Annotated in this window: 21 protein-coding genes; 10 read left to right on the top strand and 11 right to left on the bottom strand. The window is 63.5% G+C overall.

Translation table 11 applies throughout. From position 1 onward, the window contains the following. Positions 1–2: 2 nt before the first annotated feature. Complete coding sequence (gene pqqA, locus V6590_RS07440; RefSeq protein ID WP_335421731.1) at positions 3–104, bottom strand: pyrroloquinoline quinone precursor peptide PqqA; 102 nt, start codon at positions 102–104, stop codon at positions 3–5. Between the two features lie 408 nt (positions 105–512). On the opposite strand from pqqA, the gene V6590_RS07435 reads away from it, so the two are divergent. Beyond that, on the top strand, positions 513–1,889 hold the full coding sequence (locus V6590_RS07435; protein WP_335421452.1) for a methyl-accepting chemotaxis protein: 1,377 nt from the start codon (positions 513–515) through the stop codon (positions 1,887–1,889). A gap of 350 nt (positions 1,890–2,239) precedes the next feature. Here V6590_RS07435 and yghU read toward each other — a convergent pair whose 3' ends face one another. Continuing rightward, positions 2,240–3,085 carry a glutathione-dependent disulfide-bond oxidoreductase gene (yghU, locus tag V6590_RS07430; RefSeq protein WP_335421450.1) on the bottom strand — a complete coding sequence of 282 codons (846 nt, stop codon included), beginning with the start codon at positions 3,083–3,085 and terminating at the stop codon, positions 2,240–2,242. A 124-nt stretch (positions 3,086–3,209) separates the two neighbouring features. Here yghU and V6590_RS07425 point away from each other — a divergent pair, with 124 nt between their 5' ends. The 5 genes from V6590_RS07425 (at position 3,210) to V6590_RS07405 (ending at position 7,745) form a co-directional block, all read left to right on the top strand. After that, positions 3,210–3,536, top strand: coding sequence for a TFIIB-type zinc ribbon-containing protein (locus V6590_RS07425; protein ID WP_335421448.1), 327 nt, complete (start codon positions 3,210–3,212; stop codon positions 3,534–3,536). A 75-nt stretch (positions 3,537–3,611) separates the two neighbouring features. Further along, complete coding sequence (locus V6590_RS07420) at positions 3,612–4,601, top strand: P1 family peptidase (RefSeq protein WP_335421446.1); 990 nt, start codon at positions 3,612–3,614, stop codon at positions 4,599–4,601. Positions 4,602–4,685: 84 nt separating this feature from the next. After that, the gene (locus V6590_RS07415) at positions 4,686–6,146 is read left to right on the top strand and encodes a DUF4153 domain-containing protein (RefSeq protein ID WP_335421444.1); all 1,461 of its coding nucleotides are present in this window, start codon (positions 4,686–4,688) and stop codon (positions 6,144–6,146) included. After that, positions 6,121–6,792: a response regulator transcription factor gene (locus V6590_RS07410; protein WP_335421443.1), complete on the top strand. Its 672-nt coding sequence runs from the start codon at positions 6,121–6,123 to the stop codon at positions 6,790–6,792. The genes V6590_RS07415 and V6590_RS07410 overlap by 26 nt, the downstream gene beginning before the upstream one ends. Next, positions 6,783–7,745 (top strand): sensor histidine kinase, encoded by a 963-nt coding sequence (locus V6590_RS07405; RefSeq protein ID WP_335421441.1) that lies wholly within the window; start codon positions 6,783–6,785, stop codon positions 7,743–7,745. Before V6590_RS07410 ends, V6590_RS07405 begins: the two co-directional genes overlap by 10 nt. A gap of 30 nt (positions 7,746–7,775) precedes the next feature. On the opposite strand, the gene V6590_RS07400 is transcribed toward V6590_RS07405, so the two are convergent. From V6590_RS07400 to pgsA, 3 genes are read right to left on the bottom strand one after another with little or no spacing between them, the layout of a single operon-like run. Beyond that, positions 7,776–8,216 (bottom strand): molybdenum cofactor biosynthesis protein MoaE, encoded by a 441-nt coding sequence (locus V6590_RS07400; protein ID WP_335421439.1) that lies wholly within the window; start codon positions 8,214–8,216, stop codon positions 7,776–7,778. A 3-nt stretch (positions 8,217–8,219) separates the two neighbouring features. Next, a complete protein-coding gene (gene moaD, locus V6590_RS07395; protein ID WP_335421438.1) occupies positions 8,220–8,468 on the bottom strand; it encodes a molybdopterin converting factor subunit 1 in 249 nt (82 codons plus the stop codon). Position 8,469: 1 nt separating this feature from the next. After that, entirely contained in the window at positions 8,470–9,132 is a 663-nt protein-coding gene (pgsA, locus tag V6590_RS07390; protein WP_335421436.1) for a CDP-diacylglycerol--glycerol-3-phosphate 3-phosphatidyltransferase, read from the bottom strand. A gap of 130 nt (positions 9,133–9,262) precedes the next feature. Here pgsA and V6590_RS07385 point away from each other — a divergent pair, with 130 nt between their 5' ends. After that, positions 9,263–10,495 (top strand): Hsp70 family protein, encoded by a 1,233-nt coding sequence (locus V6590_RS07385; protein WP_335421434.1) that lies wholly within the window; start codon positions 9,263–9,265, stop codon positions 10,493–10,495. Positions 10,496–10,601: 106 nt separating this feature from the next. Here V6590_RS07385 and V6590_RS07380 read toward each other — a convergent pair whose 3' ends face one another. The 6 genes from V6590_RS07380 to V6590_RS07355 all read right to left on the bottom strand — a co-directional run bounded on the left by V6590_RS07380 (position 10,602) and on the right by V6590_RS07355 (position 17,481). After that, a complete protein-coding gene (locus V6590_RS07380; RefSeq protein ID WP_335421432.1) occupies positions 10,602–10,838 on the bottom strand; it encodes a formate dehydrogenase subunit delta in 237 nt (78 codons plus the stop codon). Then, entirely contained in the window at positions 10,828–11,631 is an 804-nt protein-coding gene (gene fdhD, locus V6590_RS07375; protein ID WP_335421431.1) for a formate dehydrogenase accessory sulfurtransferase FdhD, read from the bottom strand. The genes V6590_RS07380 and fdhD overlap by 11 nt, the downstream gene beginning before the upstream one ends. Beyond that, entirely contained in the window at positions 11,628–14,504 is a 2,877-nt protein-coding gene (fdhF, locus tag V6590_RS07370; RefSeq protein ID WP_335421429.1) for a formate dehydrogenase subunit alpha, read from the bottom strand. The genes fdhD and fdhF overlap by 4 nt, the downstream gene beginning before the upstream one ends. Next, positions 14,501–16,021: a formate dehydrogenase beta subunit gene (locus V6590_RS07365; protein ID WP_335421728.1), complete on the bottom strand. Its 1,521-nt coding sequence runs from the start codon at positions 16,019–16,021 to the stop codon at positions 14,501–14,503. Before V6590_RS07365 ends, fdhF begins: the two co-directional genes overlap by 4 nt. Before the next feature lie 2 nt (positions 16,022–16,023). Next, a complete protein-coding gene (locus tag V6590_RS07360; protein ID WP_335421428.1) occupies positions 16,024–16,491 on the bottom strand; it encodes a formate dehydrogenase subunit gamma in 468 nt (155 codons plus the stop codon). A gap of 99 nt (positions 16,492–16,590) precedes the next feature. Continuing rightward, complete coding sequence (locus V6590_RS07355) at positions 16,591–17,481, bottom strand: LysR family transcriptional regulator (protein WP_335421426.1); 891 nt, start codon at positions 17,479–17,481, stop codon at positions 16,591–16,593. 109 nt (positions 17,482–17,590) lie between these two features. On the opposite strand from V6590_RS07355, the gene V6590_RS07350 reads away from it, so the two are divergent. The 3 genes from V6590_RS07350 (at position 17,591) to V6590_RS07340 (ending at position 20,285) form a co-directional block, all read left to right on the top strand. Beyond that, positions 17,591–18,391 carry a S49 family peptidase gene (locus V6590_RS07350; RefSeq protein ID WP_335421424.1) on the top strand — a complete coding sequence of 267 codons (801 nt, stop codon included), beginning with the start codon at positions 17,591–17,593 and terminating at the stop codon, positions 18,389–18,391. 188 nt (positions 18,392–18,579) lie between these two features. Continuing rightward, entirely contained in the window at positions 18,580–19,509 is a 930-nt protein-coding gene (locus V6590_RS07345) for a calcium/sodium antiporter (RefSeq protein WP_335421422.1), read from the top strand. Beyond that, complete coding sequence (locus V6590_RS07340) at positions 19,509–20,285, top strand: SDR family oxidoreductase (protein WP_335421421.1); 777 nt, start codon at positions 19,509–19,511, stop codon at positions 20,283–20,285. The genes V6590_RS07345 and V6590_RS07340 overlap by 1 nt, the downstream gene beginning before the upstream one ends. Positions 20,286–20,298 lie beyond the last annotated feature (13 nt).

The following is a 20,298-nucleotide window of genomic DNA, read 5'->3' as shown; positions in this document are numbered from 1 at the left end:
GATCAGACCCCGGTGTCGGGGCGGCGATCGTCTTCTGACGGGCCGTACATGTTGATTTCCATACCGCAGGCAATCGCCTTGGCAGTGGGTTTCTTCCAAGCCATCATTTCCTCCCTAACTTTGGGGGCCATTCCCCAATAAGCCACAGTAGGAAAACCGTCCGAGACGGCCAATTGAACTTTGGTATTGCGACCTGCCAATCCGGCCGCACGGGGCCGCTCGCGCCCCGCCCATATCCATCCCCATACCCGGTCTGTGGCCCGGTTGATCCGGGCAAAGGCATCGGGGTTGCAGCCCATACGATCTGTCAGGCCCGCGACACTCAACCCATGAGTGACGACACCGCCACCCTCGCCACCAAGGGCTTTGCGGGCAGCCAATCCGACCTGGGCAGCCACGATAACTCGTATGACTGAGTCAACTTCGCGACAAATCCGGCTTTGGTCTTCACACAAAATTAGGAGCCGCGCCCTTAACTGGCCAAAGCCACATGCCACAAGGTAGCACAGTAAATGTTCTGGAACTCGAAGACACAGCCAAGTCATCAAACCAACGTCCAGACCAACAGCGCAAGCGTGGAGCTGGCAGAGGTGTACCGTTCCGTCATCGACAAATCCCAAGCCACGATCGAATTCGATCCCGATGGCAAGGTGGTCACGGCCAACGCGAACTTCCTGCGCGTAATGGGGTATTCCCTGAACGAAATCGTGGGAAAGCACCACCATATCTTCGTGCCATCAGAACAGGTCAATACCAAGGAATATCAGGATTTCTGGGCTGATCTGCGTTCGGGCAAATCCTTCTCGAACCAGTTCCGGCGCATCGCAAAATCCGGGGCAAGCGTGTGGATTCAGGCGACCTATGCCCCCTATATCGCGGCGGATGGCAAGGTGACGAAGGTCATCAAGATTGCCACCGACATCACGGAACGCCAAAAGGGAATCGATCTGATTTCCGTGGCGCTGGATCGTTTGAGCCAGGGCGACCTGACACATCGCGTCGGCCATTGTGGCACAGCCGACATGGCTTTGTTGGCAAAGGCGTTCAATGGGGCGGTCGAAGGGCTGAACACGGCCCTCGCCACAGTGGGAAAGGTGTCGCAATCCGTTGAGAATGCCGCTGAAGAGTTGAAGCAATCTTCGACCGACCTGTCGCGCCGTACCGAATCTCAGGCAGCTGCCCTGGCCGAGACTGCCGCTGCAATTGCAACGCTAAGCTCGAACCTGAAAGGAACCGCAGGGGTTGCGACCCAGATGGAAGCCGCGGCCAACGCGGCCGCCAATACGGCAGAAAATGGCGGCAAGGTGGTCAGCAGCGCGATTGGCGCCATGTCCGACATCGAAAGCTCATCCAAGCAGATCGCCCAGATCATCTCGGTGATCAATGACATCGCGTTCCAGACCAACCTGCTGGCCCTGAATGCTGGCGTCGAAGCAGCGCGGGCTGGGGATGCCGGGCGCGGTTTCGCTGTTGTCGCCTCCGAAGTCCGCGCGCTGGCGCAGCGCTCTGCGGCTGCGGCAAGTGAAATCCGGGGGCTGATCGCCGAAAGTTCACGGCTGGTGTCCGAAGGGGTTGGCCTGGTCGGCGAAGCCGGGAAAGAACTGAACAAGATCATCGCAGGAGTTGCCAAGATCCATTCGGGCATATCGGAGATTGCACGGGTGACATCGGAACAGTCGGTTTCACTGGGTGAAATCAACACAAGCGTGGCGCATCTAGATACGGTGACCCAGCGCAATGCGGCGATGGTCGAAGAATCGACGGCGACCAGCTCCCTGCTCGCCGACGATGCGCGCAACCTTTCGCGCCAAGTTTCGGGCTTCAAGACAACCGGTAGCGCCCAAAGAATGGGCGGTGATTCGAACCCGCATCTGCGGATGGCAGGATAACCTGGCTCTGCGTTTAGGATTGTGCTGCGCTTGCGATGCCACCGTATTGGGGCCACCGCACTGCAGGTCTGATGCCGTCACACACTTTACGTCAGCCCGTCCGGTCTGGGGGATCGTATCTGCCGGCCAGAGTCATCATGTTGAACGCGTCATTTGTGGCCGCCTCTGAGCAAGCTTGGCACCGATGACAACCATCCAGACAAGAACCCTTCCCGTTTCGGCCTTGGGGTAAGTAGAAGTCCGCATCTGGCATACCAGATGCGGACCAAGACGATTGCATGAGCGCATATGCAAGAAACTGCGCGCGCTTATTTGCCATATCGCGCAGTTTCCGGAGCTACCTGCCGCTCTCAGACCGCCTTGCCCGCGAAATCGGTCGCGGAATGGCGGTTGGGTACCTGTTCTTCTTCGGGCCCCCAATTCTTGTTGACCATCCTGCCACGTTTGACTGCCGGGCGGGCATCGATCCTTTCGGCCCAGGCCACGACATTGCGGTAGGATTTCACATCAAGAAATTCTGCCGCATTATAGGCCCGCCCGAGCACAAGGCCACCGTACCAAGGCCAGATCGCCATATCGGCTATCGAATAATCATCACCGGCAATAAAGGGCACCTCGGCCAGACGGCGATCCAGCACATCCAATTGGCGCTTGGTCTCCATCGCATAGCGGTTGATCGGGTATTCGTATTTCTCCGGCGCATAGGCGTAGAAATGGCCAAAGCCACCGCCCAGAAACGGGGCCGAACCCATCTGCCACATCAGCCAGTTCAACACTTCGGTACGGGCCGGGCCGGATTTGGGCAGAAAAGCCCCAAACTTCTCAGCAAGATGGATCAGGATCGACCCGCTTTCGAACAGCCGGACCGGGGTTTCGCCCGAATGATCCATCATCGCCGGGATCTTGGAATTCGGGTTCACCGCCACAAAACCCGATCCGAACTGATCGCCGGAAATCTGGATCAGCCATGCGTCGTAATCGGCCAGAAGCCCGGCTTCGACCAGTTCCTCCAGCATGATGGTGACCTTCTGCCCATTGGGCGTGGCCAGAGAATACAGCTGCAGGTCGTGCTGGCCGCGCGGCAATTCGGCCTCATGCGTGGCCCCGGCAATCGGGCGGTTGGTCGAGGCGAACTTGCCGCCATTATCCTTGTCCCAGGTCCAGACTTTGGGCGGGGTATAGGTCGGGTCAGTCATCGGATGCTCCCTGTTCACTGATCTGCAAGCTATGCCGTGCGGGGTGCGGTCACAAGTTGGCAGGCCTACACTTGTCTGTGCGCCTGCGGCCCCCACATCTGTGCAAAGCTGCAAAGGAGTGACCATGCGCTGCCCTGTGGACAATGAAACCCTGGTGATGATGGATCGTCAGGGAATCGAGATCGATTATTGCCCCAAATGCCGTGGTATCTGGCTGGACCGGGGCGAGTTGGACAAGATCATCGAACGCAGCGCCGCCGTGCCGGTGGTGCCGCAGCCGATGGTGGCACCGGTTCAACCGCAGATGCCCCCGCCGCAGCCCCAGCATTACATGCCAGAACCGCCACGGGGCGGCTATCGGCGCGACCATGATGACGATGACGACGATTATCGCAGGGGCTACAAACCCAAGAAGCGCAAAAGCCTGCTGGGCGAGATCTTCGATTTCTGATCTGCACCCCGGTTTCGGTCTTGCCCCGCCGTGCCTGCCGGGTGCAGCCTGAAGGCAGGTTGCAACGGGGGTATCATGCGGCGGGGCGAACGGAACCTGATCACCGATGTCGCAGGGCTGCGTGTGGGTCATGCCCATGACGCAGACCTGCGGTCTGGCTGTACGGTGCTGCTGGCCGATCAGCCCTTTACGGCTGCAGTCAGCATCATGGGCGGCGCCCCCGGCACGCGGGAAACCGATCTGCTGGCGCCCGACAGGCTGGTGCAACAGGTTGATGCGATCACGCTGTCGGGCGGGTCGGCCTTTGGGCTGGATGCGGCTTCCGGCGTCGCAGACGGGTTGCGCGCGATGGGGCGGGGGTTCGCAGTCGGGCATCAGCGCGTGCCCATCGTGCCCGGGGCAATTGTCTTTGATCTGCTGAATGGCGGCGACAAGGGCTGGCAGCGCAATCCCTATTCCAATCTGGGGCTGGCCGCGCTGCAGGCGGCTGCGCCTGATTTCGCGCTTGGCACAGCCGGCGCAGGCTATGGCGCGGCAACAGGTTGGCTGAAGGGCGGGCTTGGGTCGGCCTCGGCAGTGCTGGACAGCGGGATTACCGTTGCCGCGCTGGTCGTGGTCAATGCGCTCGGGTCGGTCACAGTGGGCAATGGGCCGCATTTCTGGGCCGCCCCGTGGGAGATGGAGGCCGAATTCGGCGGGTTGGGTCTGCCCGCCAGCTTCCCCCCCGCCGCCGATTCGCTGCCGATGAAGCAGCAGGGCGAGGCGACTACCATCGCCATTGTCGCAACCGATGCGGCACTGACACAGGCCGAAGCGCTGCGCGTCGCCACTGCGGCGCAAGACGGGATGGCCCGGGCCATCGTGCCATCGCATACGTTGCTGGATGGCGATCTGGTCTTTGCGGCCGCAACCGGGGCCCGCCCGATGGCCGAACCGATCCGAGACCTGTATCAGATCGGTCATGCCGCAGCGGCCTGCCTGTCGCGCGCCATTGCCCGCGCAGTTCATGAAGCGCGCCCCATGCCCGGCGATCTGCAACCCTGCTGGCAAGGGCTTTTCGGCTGATCTGCACAAAACCTGCACGACCGCTGCGCCGGGGCTGCACAGCACCTGCGGCATCCCTGTCCTGTCAACAACAGGAGACTGGCGATGCCACAGGATTGGATCAGCACCGGAATACCCAATGCCATCCTGCGGGATGGCTGGTGGCTGGATGACCAGCCGCCCGAAACCACCCCGGAAACGCCCCCCGCGCGCCGTCCGGGGCGGCGGGCGCTTTGGTCGGCCGCAGGGCTGGTGATCCTCGCCGATGCGCTGTTCTGGCAACACGAAGCCGGGCTGTCGCTGGTGCTGTTCGGGGCCACGATCTTTGCGGCCGCCGCCCTGTGCCGGGGCCGTCGCGACGGGGTGCTGGCACCGGCGATCCTGCTGGGGATCAGCTTCCTGCCGGTGGTCGAACACCTGCAGGTGCTGTCGCTGCTGTTCTGGATGGCCGGTCTTCTGGTGGCGCTTGGCTGGCTGGCATTTGGAAGTCAGGGCGCAGCGGCGGGTGCGCGCAGCCTGCTGGCAAGATCACCGATCGCCGGTCTGGCACTGCTCGAGGCCGAATTCCGCGCCGCCCGAACCGCAGGCGCCACCTGGAAATCCGGCCAGATCTTGCGGGGCTGGGCGCTCCCCATCGGGGGTGGGCTGCTGCTGCTGGGGCTTTTGGCCGAGGCGAATCCAGTTCTGGAACGCTGGCTGGGCGAGGCTCTCGCCAGCCCGGACCCAAGCCTTGCAATGCGCGGGATGTTCTGGGCCGGGTCGGGCCTGATTCTGCTACCCCTGCTGCTGCCCCCTGCGCCCCGACCGCAAAACCGGACCATCTTCGCCGCCCCACGCGGCATTTTCGGGGTCAACGCCGCTTCGGTCAGCCGGGCGTTGGTATTGTTCAATCTGATCCTCGCCGTGCAGACCGCGATGGATGCCGCCTTTCTCTGGACCGGGGCCGAATTGCCCCCCGGCACCAGCCATGCCGCATATGCCCATCGTGGCGCCTATCCGCTGTTGGTGACTGCGCTTCTGGCCGGGGCCTTTGCCCTGGCAGCGCGGCCCTGGACCGACGAACACCGCGGGCTGCGCCTGCTGCTTCTGCTGTGGCTGGTGCAGAACATGGCATTGGTCGGATCGGCCCTGCTGCGGCTGGATCTCTATGTCGATGCCTTTGGCGTGACCTATCTGCGCGCCCATGCCGCGATCTGGATGGCGCTGGTTGCAGCCGGGCTCGGGCTGACACTGGCCCAGATTGCCTTGCGGCGCGACAATGGTTGGCTGCTGCACCGGGCTGCGGCACTTGGGATCGTCACGTTGTATCTGTGCTGCTTTATCAACTTCGCCGATCTGATCGTGCGCGAAACCCTGCGACGCGGTGCCCCGATCGATAGCTATTATCTGTGCGAAACCCTTGGCCCGACAGCTGCGGCAGCGCTGATGGATGCACGGATCGGATGCCGGATCGACCCGCCTGAAACGCAGGACTGGCGCGATTGGGGCTTTCGCGATTGGCGCGTGCGCCGCTATGTGAAGGCATTGGAGGATGGGCTGCATGAAAATCCTGATCGTGGACGATGACCCCCGGCTGCGCGAAGTGCTGACCATCGCCTTCGACCGGGCAGGTTTTGCCACGATCACCGCCGCCGATGGCCGCAGCGCACTGATCCATGCCCAACGCGAAGCGCCCGATCTGGTGGTGCTGGATATCGGTCTGCCCGAGATGGACGGGCTGGAAGTGTGTCGCCGCCTGCGCGCCCTCTCTCAGATACCGATCCTGTTTCTGAGCGCCCGCGATGAAGAGATCGACCGTATTCTGGGGCTGGAACTGGGGGCCGATGACTATGTAACCAAACCCTTCAGCCCGCGCGAAGTGGTGGCCCGCACCCGCGCCATCCTGAAACGCGCGCAGGGCAGCGCATCTTCCCTGCTGGTGCGGGGGCGGCTGCAACTTGATCCCGGGCGGCATGACTGTCGGTTCGGCGAAATCGTGATTGCCCTCACCGCCACGGAGATGACGCTGTTGGCACGGTTGATGCAGTCGGGCGGGCAGGTGGTCACGCGTGGGCAGTTGGTTACGGCGATCTGGGGGGCGGGCAGCCCGGTGGCCGACCGCACGCTGGACAGCCATATCCGCAACCTGCGTCGCAAACTGACCGAGGCCGGGGCTGCGGATGCCGTTGAAACCCTGCATGGCGTCGGGTTGCGGATCGGGCCATGCACATGACAGCGGCAGGCAAATGGCGCCCGCCACTCTGGCTCGTGCTGGGGGGCGCGCTGGCCGTGACACTAGCGCTTTCTTATGCCGGGCTGGTAGCCCTGCGCTATCTGGGCCCAGAGATCGGCTTTCGCCGCGCAGCGCTACTGCTTGGGGCCGGAATTGCGCTGGCCACGCTGGTGCTGGCGCTGTTGCTGGCCCGGCTGCTCTTGCGTCCGATCACCGCCCTTGCACAAGCAGCTCGCGCCATCCGCCATGGCGCGCCCCCTGCCCCGCTGGACCATTACGGCACCCAGGAACTGCGCGCCCTTGGGGCAAGCGTGCTGGACATGGGCCGCGTGCTGCAGAACCGCGAAGCCACGATCCGCAGCTTTACCGATCATGTCACGCATGAGCTGAAAACCCCGGTCAGCGCCATTGCCGCCGCAGCCGAATTGCTGGCCGAAGGCGATCTGGCCCCGGAAGACCGGCGACTGCTGGACCAGATCAGCGGGGCGAACCGGCAGATGCAGGCCCAACTGGCCGCCTTGCGCGCCGTGGCCGCCGCGCGTGAACCCGCATTTCAGGGTCAGACCGATCTGGACAGCATGGCCCCTGCCCTGCGCGCCGCCCATCCGGGGCTGGCGCTGCAGATCGCGGGGGGCACTGTTGCATTGCCTTTATCCGCTGCAGGGCTACGGGTGGTGCTGGATCAGCTTTTGGGCAATGCCGCCCGCCACGGGGCCGGCACGGTGCGCCTGACAGCAACGCCGGGGCGGTTGGTGGTGACGGATGATGGTCCCGGCGTTTCACCTGGCAACCGCGACCGCATCTTTGCGCCCTTCTTCACCACCGCCCGCGATACGGGGGGCACTGGCATGGGCCTGACCATCGCGCGCAATGTGATGCAGGCCCATGGGGGCGAGATCAGCTTGCTGCCCGATGGCCCCGGGGCAAGCTTCGATCTGCGCTTTCCAGACTGATCGCCCGAGGCTGCGTGCCCGACCGGCAACCTACCAGCGCTTCAGCGCATCCTCGTCACTTTCCTTGGCCGCCACCCATGCAGCCCCCGAAGAACCGATTTCCTTCTTCCAGAACGGGGCGCGGGATTTCAGATAATCCATCAGGAATTCGGCTGCGGCAAAAGCATCGGCCCTGTGGGGTGCGGCAGTGGCCACCATCATGATCGGCTCTTGCGCCGCCAGCCTGCCATGGCGGTGGATGACCAGCACATCCTCCAGCCCCCAGCGGGCACGGGCCTCTTCCATCATTGTAGTGATGGCGCGTTCGGTCATGCCGGGGTAATGTTCGATCTCCATCGCCGACAGATCGCCCCCATTGTCCCGCACCAACCCGGTGAAGGTTACGGCTGCACCCGCATGCGCAAGACCGGCCAGAAAGCGGTTGGTCTCGGCTCCGGTGTCAAAGGCCCCGCTCTGAACCTGCAAGCGCATGGCTCAGCCCCCGGTCATCGGCGGGAAGAAGGCCACTTCACGCACGCCAGCCAAGGGGGCTGCGAAATCGGCCAGTTCCTGATCCAGTGCCACCCGCAACCCCTGCAGGTTCTCAAAGGCCAGCGCATGGCCTTCGGACCGGGCGGCAAGTTCGGTCACCAGATCGGCCACGGTTGCCGCCTGCGTTTCCAGCTGTTCGCGCGGGGCGCCAACGCGTTCCCGCAACCAGGCAAAATACAGCACGTCGATCATTCTAGTGATCCTTCAGGAAGGGCAGGGATTTGCGGAAGTAATCCCAGCCAGTCAGGAAGGTCAGCGCCGCAGCGATCCAGATCAAGACCAGCCCGGCATTGGTGGCAAAGGTCGCACAATCGCGCTTGCCACAGGTGCGGATCGGATCGGCCAGCCCCTGGGCCACCGCATCGGCATATTGTTCGGGGGTCATGCCCTGCATGGCAATACCCTCCAGATATTCAAGCCCGGTGCCCAGAAACAGCACCGCAATCGCCACCATTTGCGCGGTCGTCTTCCACTTGGCCAGCCGGGTGACCTTCAGAAGCCCGGCCTTGTCCCCCAGAAATTCGCGCAGACCCGAAACGAAAACCTCGCGAAACAGGATCACCGTCGCGGGCAGGATCAGCCAGGGGTTCATGCCGGAATAGCCGGTGATGACCATGATGGCGATCACCACCATCGCCTTGTCGGCAATCGGGTCAAGCATGGCGCCGAACTTAGATTCCTGCTTCCACAGCCGCGCCAGATAGCCATCGAACCAATCGGTGATCGCAGCACAGATGAACAGCGTGAGCGCGAACCAGTCCGCCCATGGCCGGTGAAAATACAGAAACATCACCGCAACGCCGGGCGCGGCAAGCAGGCGCAGAACCGTCAGGATATTGGGCAGCGTCCATCTCATGCGCCAAGTCGTAGCGGATGGCTGGCGCGGGGGGAAGGGGGTCATATGCGGATGGCGCCCGCCTGCAAGCATGGCTTTACACATCGGGCGTCGCGCGCTAGGTCAACCGCCTTTCACCCGGAGGATCAGGATGCACAGTTGCGGGATCGATTTCGGCACCTCGAACTCCACCCTTGGCATCGCCGATGCCCAGGGCGCACGACTGATCACGCTGGAAGGGGATGAAAACACCCTGCCATCCGCTGTGTTCTGGCCCGAGGATGAGCCACCGATCTTCGGCCGGGCCGCCATCGCCGCCTATCTGGACCATGAAGCGGGGCGCCTGATGCGCGGGCTGAAATCCACGCTGGGGTCAGGCCTGATCGAAGACCGCACCCGGATCGGCAACCGTAGCGTGACCTTCCGCGAGGTGCTGGGCCGATATCTTTCCCATCTGCGGGCCGCAGCGCCCGAAGCCCGCGCCGTGGTGATGGGCCGCCCGGTGCATTTCGTGGACAATGACCCCGAGGCCGATGCGCGGGCAGAATCCGTGCTGGCTGGCATGGCCCGTGATCTGGGTTTTGCCGAGGTGGGGTTCCAATATGAACCCATTGCCGCCGGCCTGGCGCATGAAGCCGGGCTGACGGATGAGGAACTGGTGCTGATCGTTGATATTGGCGGCGGCACCTCGGATGTATCGCTGATCCGTCTTGGGCCGGAACGCGCCCGCGCCGCGGATCGCGCTGGCGATATCTTGGGCAATGACGGGATCCGGCTGGGCGGCACCGATTTCGACCGCGCGCTCAGCCTGGCCGAAGCGATGCCGCATCTGGGGTTTGGTGCGGCGACCAAGGGCGGCACCGGCACGATGCCCCGGCATTACTTTCTTGATCTGGCCACATGGCACCGGATCAATGCGCTCTACACCCGGCAAGTTGAATCCGATCTCAAGGCCCTGCGCCATGAAATCGACCGCCCTGATCTGCTGGACCGGCTGGCCCGGCTGGTGGCCGAGCGCAACGGGCATGCTCTGGCGATTGAGGTCGAACGGGTCAAGATCGCGCTGTCGGGCAGCGAAGCCGCGCGGCTGATGCTGGGCCCGCTCTGCGGCGCCCCCAATCCGATGGTCCGGCGTGACGGGTTCGAAACGGCTCTGGCCCCCGGGCTTGCCCGACTGCAGGCGCTGATTTCCGGCGTTCTGACCCAAGGCGCCGTGAAGGCCGATGCCGTCGGCTCGGTCTTCCTGACCGGTGGCTCCAGCCGCTTGCCCGCGCTGCGCACCCTTGTCACCCGAATGCTGCCCGATGCGCAACAACATCGCGGAGATGATTTCGGCGCTGTTGGTCTGGGCCTTGCGCTGGATGCCCGCCGCCGTTTCGGCTGACCGCGCCTTCATCTTGGCCCAGATTTTCCGGCCGGAGCCACCGGCCCGCCGTCAGCCGGGCCAGACACATGGCTTGCGCCCGGGGGCACTCGGGCGCACAATCAGATCAAGCGGCAACGGGGCGGCGGATCAGGCCAGCCGCATCCAGAACAAGCGGGCGCAATCCGGCCCCGCCTGCATCGATCAGCTCGAACAGCTGGCGGCGCATCCGGGGCTCCCAGAAATCGTTGATGTGATTGGCCAGCCCGGCCACGCCTTCGGCATGGGGCTTGCTTTCCATGAACCGGGCGATCTGGTTGGCCATGGTGATGAGTTTGGTCTGCCAGCTGGCGTCATGCGACATGGGCGGCCTCTTGGGGGGCAATGCGGTGGGGATGGGTGAAAATCTCGAACCGGTCAGGCCGGGCAAGCGCGATCAGGGTCAGCCCCGCCTGATCGGCCAGGGTAACGGCAGCGGCGGTCGGGGCAGACACGGCGATCAGCACCGGAAAGCCCGCCGCGCAGGCCTTCTGCACCATATCGACCGAGGTGCGGCAGGTCAGCACCAATGCCGCAGCATGCAGCGGCGCGGTCGCGCCGATCAGCTTGTCCAGCGCATTGTGGCGGCCCACATCCTCGCGCGCGGCAATGATACCGCCATCGGCCCAAAGCGCCGCGCAATGGGCTGCGCGGGTGATGTCATGCAACGGTTGATGGGCCTCCAGATCGGCCATGGCCGCCATGACCTGCGCAGGCGACATGGCGAAATCCGACCGGGGCACCGGGCGCGGGCTGCGCATCGCCTCGTCCAGGCTGTCGATCCCGCACAGCCCGCAACCCACCGGCCCGGCCATGCTACGCCGCCGCTTGGCCTGCCGGTCGGCGGCAGGATCGGCCAACCATATCTGCAGATCAATGCCGCGCGGGGTTTCGACTGCGGTGATGCTGTCGATCTCGTCCAGCGCGGCAATGCCCTCGGTCAGGGTGAACCCTTTGGCAAAATCCTCCAGATCGGACGGCGTCGCCATCATCACCGCATGGGTCGATCCATTGTAGGACAGCGCCACCGCCACTTCCTCGGGCAGGTCACGGCTGCCGGGGCGCAAGGCCCCCGCCGTGAAGGCCAGACGCGGAAGCGGGCGGTGGCTGTCCATCATTCGGCCGCCGCGATCCGCCGCGACAGCGTGGCCTGCGCAGCATATTCTTCCTGCCATTCCGACGGGCCGTTCGACGGGCTGACCTGCACCGCTGTCACCTTGTATTCCGGGCAATTCGTCGCCCAGTCCGAGAAATCGGTGGTGATGACATTGGCCTGCGTCACCGGATGGTGAAAGGTGGTATAGACGACACCGGGCGACACCTTGTCGGTGATCGTGGCGCGCAGCGTGGTCTCGCCCGACCGGCTGGCCAGACGGACCCAATCCCCTTCGTGGATGCCACGGTTTTCGGCATCATGCGGGTGGATTTCCAGCACGTCTTCCGGGTGCCAGACCACGTTTTCGGTGCGCCGTGTCTGCGCGCCGACGTTATACTGGCTCAGGATACGCCCGGTGGTCAGCAGCAGCGGGAAGCGCGGTCCGGTCTTTTCATCGGTTGCCACATATTCGGTGCGGATGAACTTGCCCTTGCCGCGCACGAACCCGTCGATATGCATCAGCGGCGTGCCTTCGGGGGCCTTTTCGTTGCAGGGCCACTGCACCGATCCCATGGTTTCGATCTTTTCGTAATCGACCCCGGCAAAGCTCGGTGTGGTCATGGCAATTTCGGCCATGATCTGTGACGGGTGGGTATAGGTCCAGTCGGCCCCCATGGCGCGGGCGAACATCTGGGTCACTTCCCAATCGGCATAGCCCTGCTTCGGTGCCATCACCTTGCGCACCATGTTGATGCGGCGTTCTGCATTGGTGAAGGTGCCGTCCTTTTCCAGGAAGGACGATCCAGGGAAGAAGACATGGGCATAGTTCGCGGTTTCGTTCAGGAACAGGTCATGCACGATCACGCATTCCATCGCCGCCAGACCCGCCGCAACATGCTTGGTATCGGGGTCGGATTGCAGGATGTCCTCACCCTGGCAATACAGGCCCTTGAAGCTGCCTTCGACCGCCGCATCCAGCATGTTGGGGATACGCAGACCGGGTTCGGGGTCGATGGTCACGCCCCAGGCCTGTTCATAGATCGCGCGCACGTCGGCGTTCTTCACATGGCGATAGCCCGGCAATTCATGCGGGAATGACCCCATGTCGCAGCTGCCCTGCACGTTGTTCTGGCCGCGCAGCGGGTTCACGCCCACGCCGGGGCGACCGATATTGCCGGTCAGCATGGCAAGGTTGGCGATGCCGATCACGGTGGTCGAACCTTGGCTGTGTTCGGTCACACCCAGCCCGTAATAGATCGCCGCATTGCCGCCGGTGGCATAAAGCCGGGCCGCACCGCGGATTTCTTCGGCCGGAACGCCGGTCAGCAGTGACACCGCCTCGGGGCTGTGCTTCGCATCGCTGATGAATTCGGCATAATCCTGGAATTCATCCCAATCGCAGCGGCTGCGGATGAAGTCCTCGTTGTACAGCTTTTCGGTCACGATGACATGGGCCAGCGCGGAGACGATAGCCACGTTCGTTCCCGGCGTCAGGGCCAGATGGTGCATGGCGCGGTAATGTGGCCCTTCCACCGTTTCGGTACGGCGCGGGTCGATGACGATCAGCTTGGCACCCTGCCGCAGCCGCTTCTTCATCCGGCTGGCAAAGACCGGATGGCCGGCATGGGGGTTGGCGCCGATCACCATGATGACATCCGCCGCCTCGACCGAGTCGAAGTCCTGCGTACCGGCCGAGGTGCCGAAGGTCTGGCCCAGACCATAGCCGGTGGGCGAATGGCAGACACGGGCGCAGGTATCGGTGTTGTTGTTGCGAAACACCGCACGGGTCAGCTTTTGCACCAGATAGGCTTCTTCATTGGTGCAGCGGCTGGAAGTGATCACGCCGACCGACTGGCGGCCATACTTCTCCTGAATGGCCTTCATCCGGTTCGCCGCGAATTCCATCGCCTCGGCCCAGCTGACTTCACGCCATGGGTCGTTGATCGTGTCACGGATCATCGGATTCAGGATGCGGTCCTTGTGGCTCGCATAGCCATAGGCAAAGCGCCCCTTCACGCAGCTATGGCCCCGGTTCGATTTCGAATGTTTGTAGGGCACCATGCGCACCAGTTCGTCGCCGCGCATTTCGGCCTTGAACTGGCAGCCCACGCCGCAATAGGCGCAGGTCGTCACGATGCTGCGATCGGGCGTGCCGATGTCGATCACCGACTTTTCGGTCAGCGTCGCGGTCGGGCAGGCCTGCACGCAGGCCCCGCAAGACACGCAATCCGATGCCAGCGCATTGTCGGATTTCGCCCCGAATGACACCCGGCTGTCAAAGCCCCGGCCTTCGATCGTCAGCGCAAAGGTGCCCTGAACCTCTTCGCAGGCCCGCACACAGCGCGAGCAGACAATGCACTTGCTGGGATCATAGCTGAAATAGGGGTTGCTGTCGTCTTTGGGCAACCATTGCGGATTGGCCTCGCCGCTGGTGTTACGGGCGCGAAAATGGGTGTCCACCGCGTCGTAGCGCACATCGCGCAGGCCCACGGCCCCGGCCATGTCCTGCAATTCGCAATCGCCATTGGCCGCACAGGTCAGGCAATCCAGCGGATGGTCCGAGATGTAAAGCTCCATCACCCCGCGGCGGAGCTGTTTCAGCTTGCCGGTCTGGGTCTGCACCTTGATGCCCGGGGCAACCGGCGTGGTGCAGGAGGCCGGGGTACCATTGCGCCCTTCGATTTCCACCAGACAGAGCCGGCACGACCCGAAGGCATCCAGACTGTCGGTCGCACACAGCTTGGGCACCGAAATGCCGATCTCGGCGGCGGCGCGCATGATGCTTGTGCCCTCGGGCACCGTGACCTCGAACCCGTCGATGGTCAGCGTCACCATGGTTTTCGATTTCGAGGCTTTCGTGCCGAAATCGCGGTCGGGGATGATGAAGTCTTTCATTCGGCGGCCTCTTTGGCGTTGGCGGCGAAGTCGTCGGGGAAATGGGTCAGGGCAGACATCACGGGATAGGGCGTGAAGCCCCCAAGCGCGCAGAGCGAGCCGGATTTCATCGTCTCGCACAGGTCGGTCAGCAGCGGCACGGCACTTGCATCGCCCTTGCCGATCCTATCGATGGTTTCCATGCCGCGCACGGCGCCGATGCGGCAGGGGGTGCATTTGCCACAGGATTCGATGGCGCAGAACTCCATGGCAAAGCGCGCCATGGACAGCATGTCGGCGCTGTCGTCGAACACGGTCAGACCGGCATGGCCGATCAGCCCGCCCTTGCCCGCGAAATCCTCATAGCCAAAGGGCGTATCGAACAGCGCGCGTGGGAAATAGGCCCCTAGCGGCCCGCCCACCTGCACCGCCTTGACCGGGCGGCCCGTGGCGGTGCCACCGGCAATCTTGTCCACGATCTCGCCCAGCGTCAGGCCAAAGGCGATTTCGTACAAGCCGCCATGCTTCACATTGCCCGCGATCTGCAGCGGAATGGTGCCACGCGACCGGCCCAGCCCGAAATCGGCATAGAACTGGGCCCCGCGTTCAAAGATGACCGGGACAGATGCCAGCGAAATGACATTGTTCACCACCGTCGGCTTGCCCATGAAACCTTCCAGCGCGGGCAGCGGCGGCTTGGCGCGCACCGTGCCGCGCTTGCCTTCAAGGCTGTTCAGCAGGCTGGTTTCTTCACCGCAAACATAGGCGCCCGCTCCGACGCGCACCTCCATGTCGAAGGCGCGGCCTGATCCAAGGATAGAGGCCCCCAACAGGCCCTCGCGCCGGGCGATGGCGATGGCGGCAGACATGACTTCGATCGCATCGGGATATTCGGACCGGATATAGACATATCCCTTGGTCGCGCCGCAGCCGATGCCCGCAATTGCCATGCCTTCGATCAGCGTGAAGGGGTCGCCCTCCATGAGCATCCGGTCGGCAAAGGTGGCGCTGTCGCCCTCATCCGCGTTGCAAACGATGTATTTCTGATCGGCCTTGGCGTCGGAAACGGTTTTCCATTTGATGCCGGTCGGGAACCCCGCGCCACCGCGCCCGCGCAAGCCCGATGCCGTCACCTCGGCCACGATCTCGGCCTGCGACAGCGACAGCGCGCGTTCCAGCCCCTTCAACCCGTGATGCGCCTTGTAATCGTCCAGCGACAGCGGGTCGATGACGCCGACACGGGCAAAGGTCAGCCGGGTCTGCGCCCGCATCCAGGGCAGATCTTCCGTCCGGCCAAGCGCCAGCGGACCCCCGTCGAAAATCTGCGCAACTGCACCTGGCACCATGGGGCCAAAGGCCATGCGGCCCTGATCGGTCACCACTTCGACCAGCGGTTCCAGCCAGACCATCCCGCGCGATCCGTTGCGGATGATCGTGACCGCCTGACCACGGCGATCTGCCTCGGCGCGGATGGCGGCAACCACCTCTTCGGCACCAAGCGCCTTGGCCGCTGCGTCACGGGGAACATAGATCGTCAGCATCAGCGCACCTCTTCCAGCAAGGCATCGAACCGCGCCTCATCGACCCGGCCCACCAGACGGCCATCGACCATGGCGGCGGGCGCGCAGGCGCACAGGCCCAGACAGAACACCGGTTCCAGCGTCACGGCCCCATCCAGCGTGGTTTCGTGCCATTCGATCCCCAGACGGTGCTGCGCATGGGCGGCCACCCGATCCGCGCCCATGGACTGGCACGATTCGGCCCGGCACAGCTTGACCACATGCTTGCCTGCGGGCTGTTCGCGGAAGTCGTGATAAAAGCTCATCACGCCATGCACCTCGGCCTTGGACAGCGACAGGTGCTGCGCGATCACCGGCAGCGCGGCCTGCGGCACATGGCCGAAATCGGCCTGAATGGCATGAAGGATCGGCAGAAGCGGCCCTTCCATCCCGTGATGCGCGATGATGATTTCATTCACCCGCGCGATGATGGCGGCATCGTCCTGCATGGCTGACCTCTGGCAAGGCAAAGTTGGCTTTTACCCAAGGTGACGCGGGGTTGATTGAAATTCAATAATGGAAAGTCGTCAGTTGATAGATAAAACCTATCAACCCTTCACCTCGGCCGCCCGCCGCGCCGTTTCCAACAGGGCCGCGATCAGCGGGGTCGGCGGATCGCGATGCGGCGCCACAAGGCCGACCAGATGTTCGGCCTCGGGATTCACGATCGGGATGGCGCGCAATCCACCCGACGCCGCGAAAAGATCGGCCAGTTTCTTGGGCAGGATCGACAGCCAGCGGCCCGTCATCACATGGGCCAGCAGGGTGATGGTGGAATTGGATTCGACCCCGGGGCTGACCCGCACCCCGGCCTCGGCCAGATGCTGCGTCACGATACGGCGGTTCTGCATGTCGGGCGTCAGTAGACACAGGGGCAGATCGGCCAATTCAGCCCAGGTCACCCGGTCGCGATTTGCCAGCGGGCTGCCGGTCGCACAAAGCAGGCGGTAGAACTCGGTGTAAAGCGGCACCTGCGCCACCCGGCCCAGGGGTTCATTGTCCAGATAGGTGATGCCCGCATCCAGATCGAGCCGTTCAAGCCCGGTCAGAATCTCGGCACTGGTGCGCGACAGGATCGTGACACCCACATTCGGATGGCGATGTGTGAAGGGTGCGGTCAGGCTGGCCACCATGGGCAAGGCGGTCGGAATGACGCCGATGCGCAGATTGCCTGCAAGGCCCTGTTTCAGGCTGCGCATCTCGTCGCGCAATGCCCGGGTGTCGGCTACGATGCGGCGGGCGCGATCCAGCACCCGCTGGCCTTCGGGGGTCAGGCCCTGAAACCGCGATCCGCGAAAAACCAGTTGCACACCAAGCTGATCTTCCAGTTGCTTGATGGCCGATGACAGAGTGGGCTGGGTCACGCGGCAAACTTCGGCAGCACGTCCGAAATGGCCCTCATTGGCCAGCGCGATGAACATTTCCAGCTTGTCGATCATGGGGCAGTCTTGGCAGGTCATCGCCAGCCACGCAAGGCGGATGGATCGCCGATCCTTATATGCGCCATCGGCCTTGCTTGCCTGCCCGCCGACCCTTACATCCTTGGGCATGACATTCCGCATCCCCTTTGTGAAAAAGCCGCCGGTCGTGCCGGTGATCCGCCTGCAGGGCGCCATCGGCAGTGGCGGGCGCTTCAGCGCCGGGCTGAACGATGCCGCCCTTGCCCCCCTGATCGAGCGGGCCTTCAGGATGAAGCCCACGGCCCTTGCGCTGGTGATCAACTCGCCCGGGGGCTCGGCGGTGCAATCCAGCCTGATCGCCGCCCGCATCCGCCGTCTGGCCGATGAAAAGGGCGTCAAGGTTCATGCCTTCGTCGAAGATGTTGCCGCATCTGGCGGCTATTGGCTGGCCTGCGCGGCGGATGAAATCTGGGTGGATGACAGTTCGATTGTCGGTTCCATCGGGGTGATCTTTGCCGGTTTCGGTTTTCACGACCTGATGCAGCGGCAGGGGATCGAACGGCGGGTCGTTACCGCCGGGCGGTCCAAATCGCTGGCCGATCCCTTCCTGCCTGCCAAACCGGAAGACGAGGCCAGGCTGCGTGCCTTGCAAGAACCGATCCACAAGGCGTTTATCGCCCATGTGCAGGCCCGGCGCGGCGCCCGGCTGGATGCAGCGGCGGACCTGTTCAATGCCGATGTCTGGGTGGGGCAGCAAGCTGTCGATCTGGGGCTGGCCGATGGGGTGGCCCATCTGGTGCCCAAGATGAAGGCCCTGCATGGCGACAAGGTGAAGCTGGTGCCGATGGGGGCAAAGCGCGGGTTGATGCAACGGCTGACGGGCGCGGCGGTCGATGGCACCCTGGCCGCGATCGAGGATCGCGCAGCCTTTGCCCGGTTCGGGCTGTAACCGGATGCTTGTCAAGATCATCCTGATCTTTCTGGCGGCCATGGCAGGGCTTGGGATGATCTTCAAGGTTCGGGTCGGAAATGCCGCTCGCAGACTTGTGAAGGCGCAAACCTGCCCTAAATGCGGACGGCACAGGATCGGCAAGGGGCCCTGCCCCTGCGGCGCGAACAAGGGATAGTACGGTGGGAATGGATCTTCTCTATGTGGCGGCGGGGCTTGTCCTGCTCGTCTTGGGTGGCGATGGGCTGGTGAAAGGTGCTGTCGCGCTGGCCTTGAAACTGGGGATTCCCGCACTGATCGTGGGTCTGACCGTTGTTGCCTTTGGCACATCCGCACCCGAGCTGCTGGTTTCCGTCAATGCCGCGCTGAACGGGCAGGCCGGGATCGCGCTTGGCAATGTCGTCGGATCGAACATCGCCAATATCCTGCTGATCCTCGGTCTGCCCGCGCTGATCGCCACCATTCACACAAGCCGGATTGATACCCGGCGCGGCTATGTCGTGATGCTGGCCACTGCCGTGTTGTTCGTGGTGCTGAGCCAGTTCGGCCCGATCACCTGGTGGCACGGCCTGATCCTGCTTGCCTGCCTTGCCCTTTCGATCTGGGACAATATCCGTCAGGCCCGCGCGCATCGTGATGCCCAGCCCGATGATCTGCCGGCAGACGATCACATGCCGGTCTGGCAGATTGCCGGCTTCATCATCGGCGGCCTGATTGGCCTGGGCTTCGGTGCATCCTTCCTTGTGGAAGGTGCATCAAATATTGCCCGCGCAATGGGCGTTTCAGAAACCGTGATCGGCCTGACCCTTGTCGCCATCGGCACGTCGCTGCCCGAGTTGGTGACCAGCGTCATGGCGGCCTTCCGCAAACAGGCCGATGTGGCGATCGGCAATGTGATCGGATCGAACATCTTCAACATCCTTTGTATTCTGGGCATCACCGCGACCATCGCCCCGATGGAGGTTCCGGCCCAAATCCTCAGCTTTGACAACTGGGTCATGCTGGCTGTCTCGTTGCTTCTGGTGCCCTTCGTTTTCTTCAAACAGGATATTGGCAAGCTCGCCGGGATCGGCCTGGTTGGGGCCTATATCGCCTATACCTTGTCGCTGGTGTCGTGATGCGGGCGCTGGTTACCGGGGCGGGCAAGCGGCTGGGGCAGGCCATGGCGGTCTATCTGGCAGGGCGCGGCTATGATGTGGCCGTGCATTACGCTGGTTCGGCAGCGGGTGCTGCGGAAACCGTGGCACAGGTTCAGGCGCTTGGCCGCGGCGCCGTCGCGCTGCAGGCCGATCTGCTGGTCGAATCTGAAACCGAAAGCCTGTTCCCCCGTGCGACCGAAGCCTTGGGCGGCCCTTTCACCGTTCTGGTAAACAACGCCTCGATCTTTGAATATGATACCCTGACCAGCGCCACCCGGCAAAGCTGGGATCGACATATGGAAAGCAACCTGCGCGCGCCCTTCGTGCTGACGCAGGCCTTTGCCGCGCAAGCCCCCGAGACCGGGCGCGACGGGCGCGGTGAACCAGTTGCCACCGGGTTGGTGGTGAACCTGATCGACCAGCGCGTCCGCAAGCTGACGCCGGAATTCATGACCTATACGCTGGCAAAAATGGGGCTTTGGGCGCTGACACAGACGGCCGCGCAAGCGCTGGCCCCGCGCATCAGGGTAAATGCCATCGGTCCCGGCCCTACCCTGCAAGGGGGGCGACAAAGCCTTGACCACTTTACCCGACAGCGCGCGAACACCGTTTTGGGGCGTGGATCGAACCCCGAGGATATCGTGGCGGCGCTTGGATATTTCCTTGATGCGCCGGGGGTTACCGGGCAACTATTGTGCGTGGATGGCGGGCAGCATCTGGGCTGGAAAACCCCCGACGTTCTGGGGGTTGAGTGACCTTCGGGAAGGT

Source organism: Gemmobacter denitrificans, from assembly GCF_036964905.1.
Taxonomy (GTDB): Bacteria; Pseudomonadota; Alphaproteobacteria; order Rhodobacterales; family Rhodobacteraceae; genus Gemmobacter; species Gemmobacter denitrificans.
The sequence above is the reverse complement of the archived record's forward strand: the minus strand, read 5'-3'. Positions and strand labels throughout refer to the sequence as shown.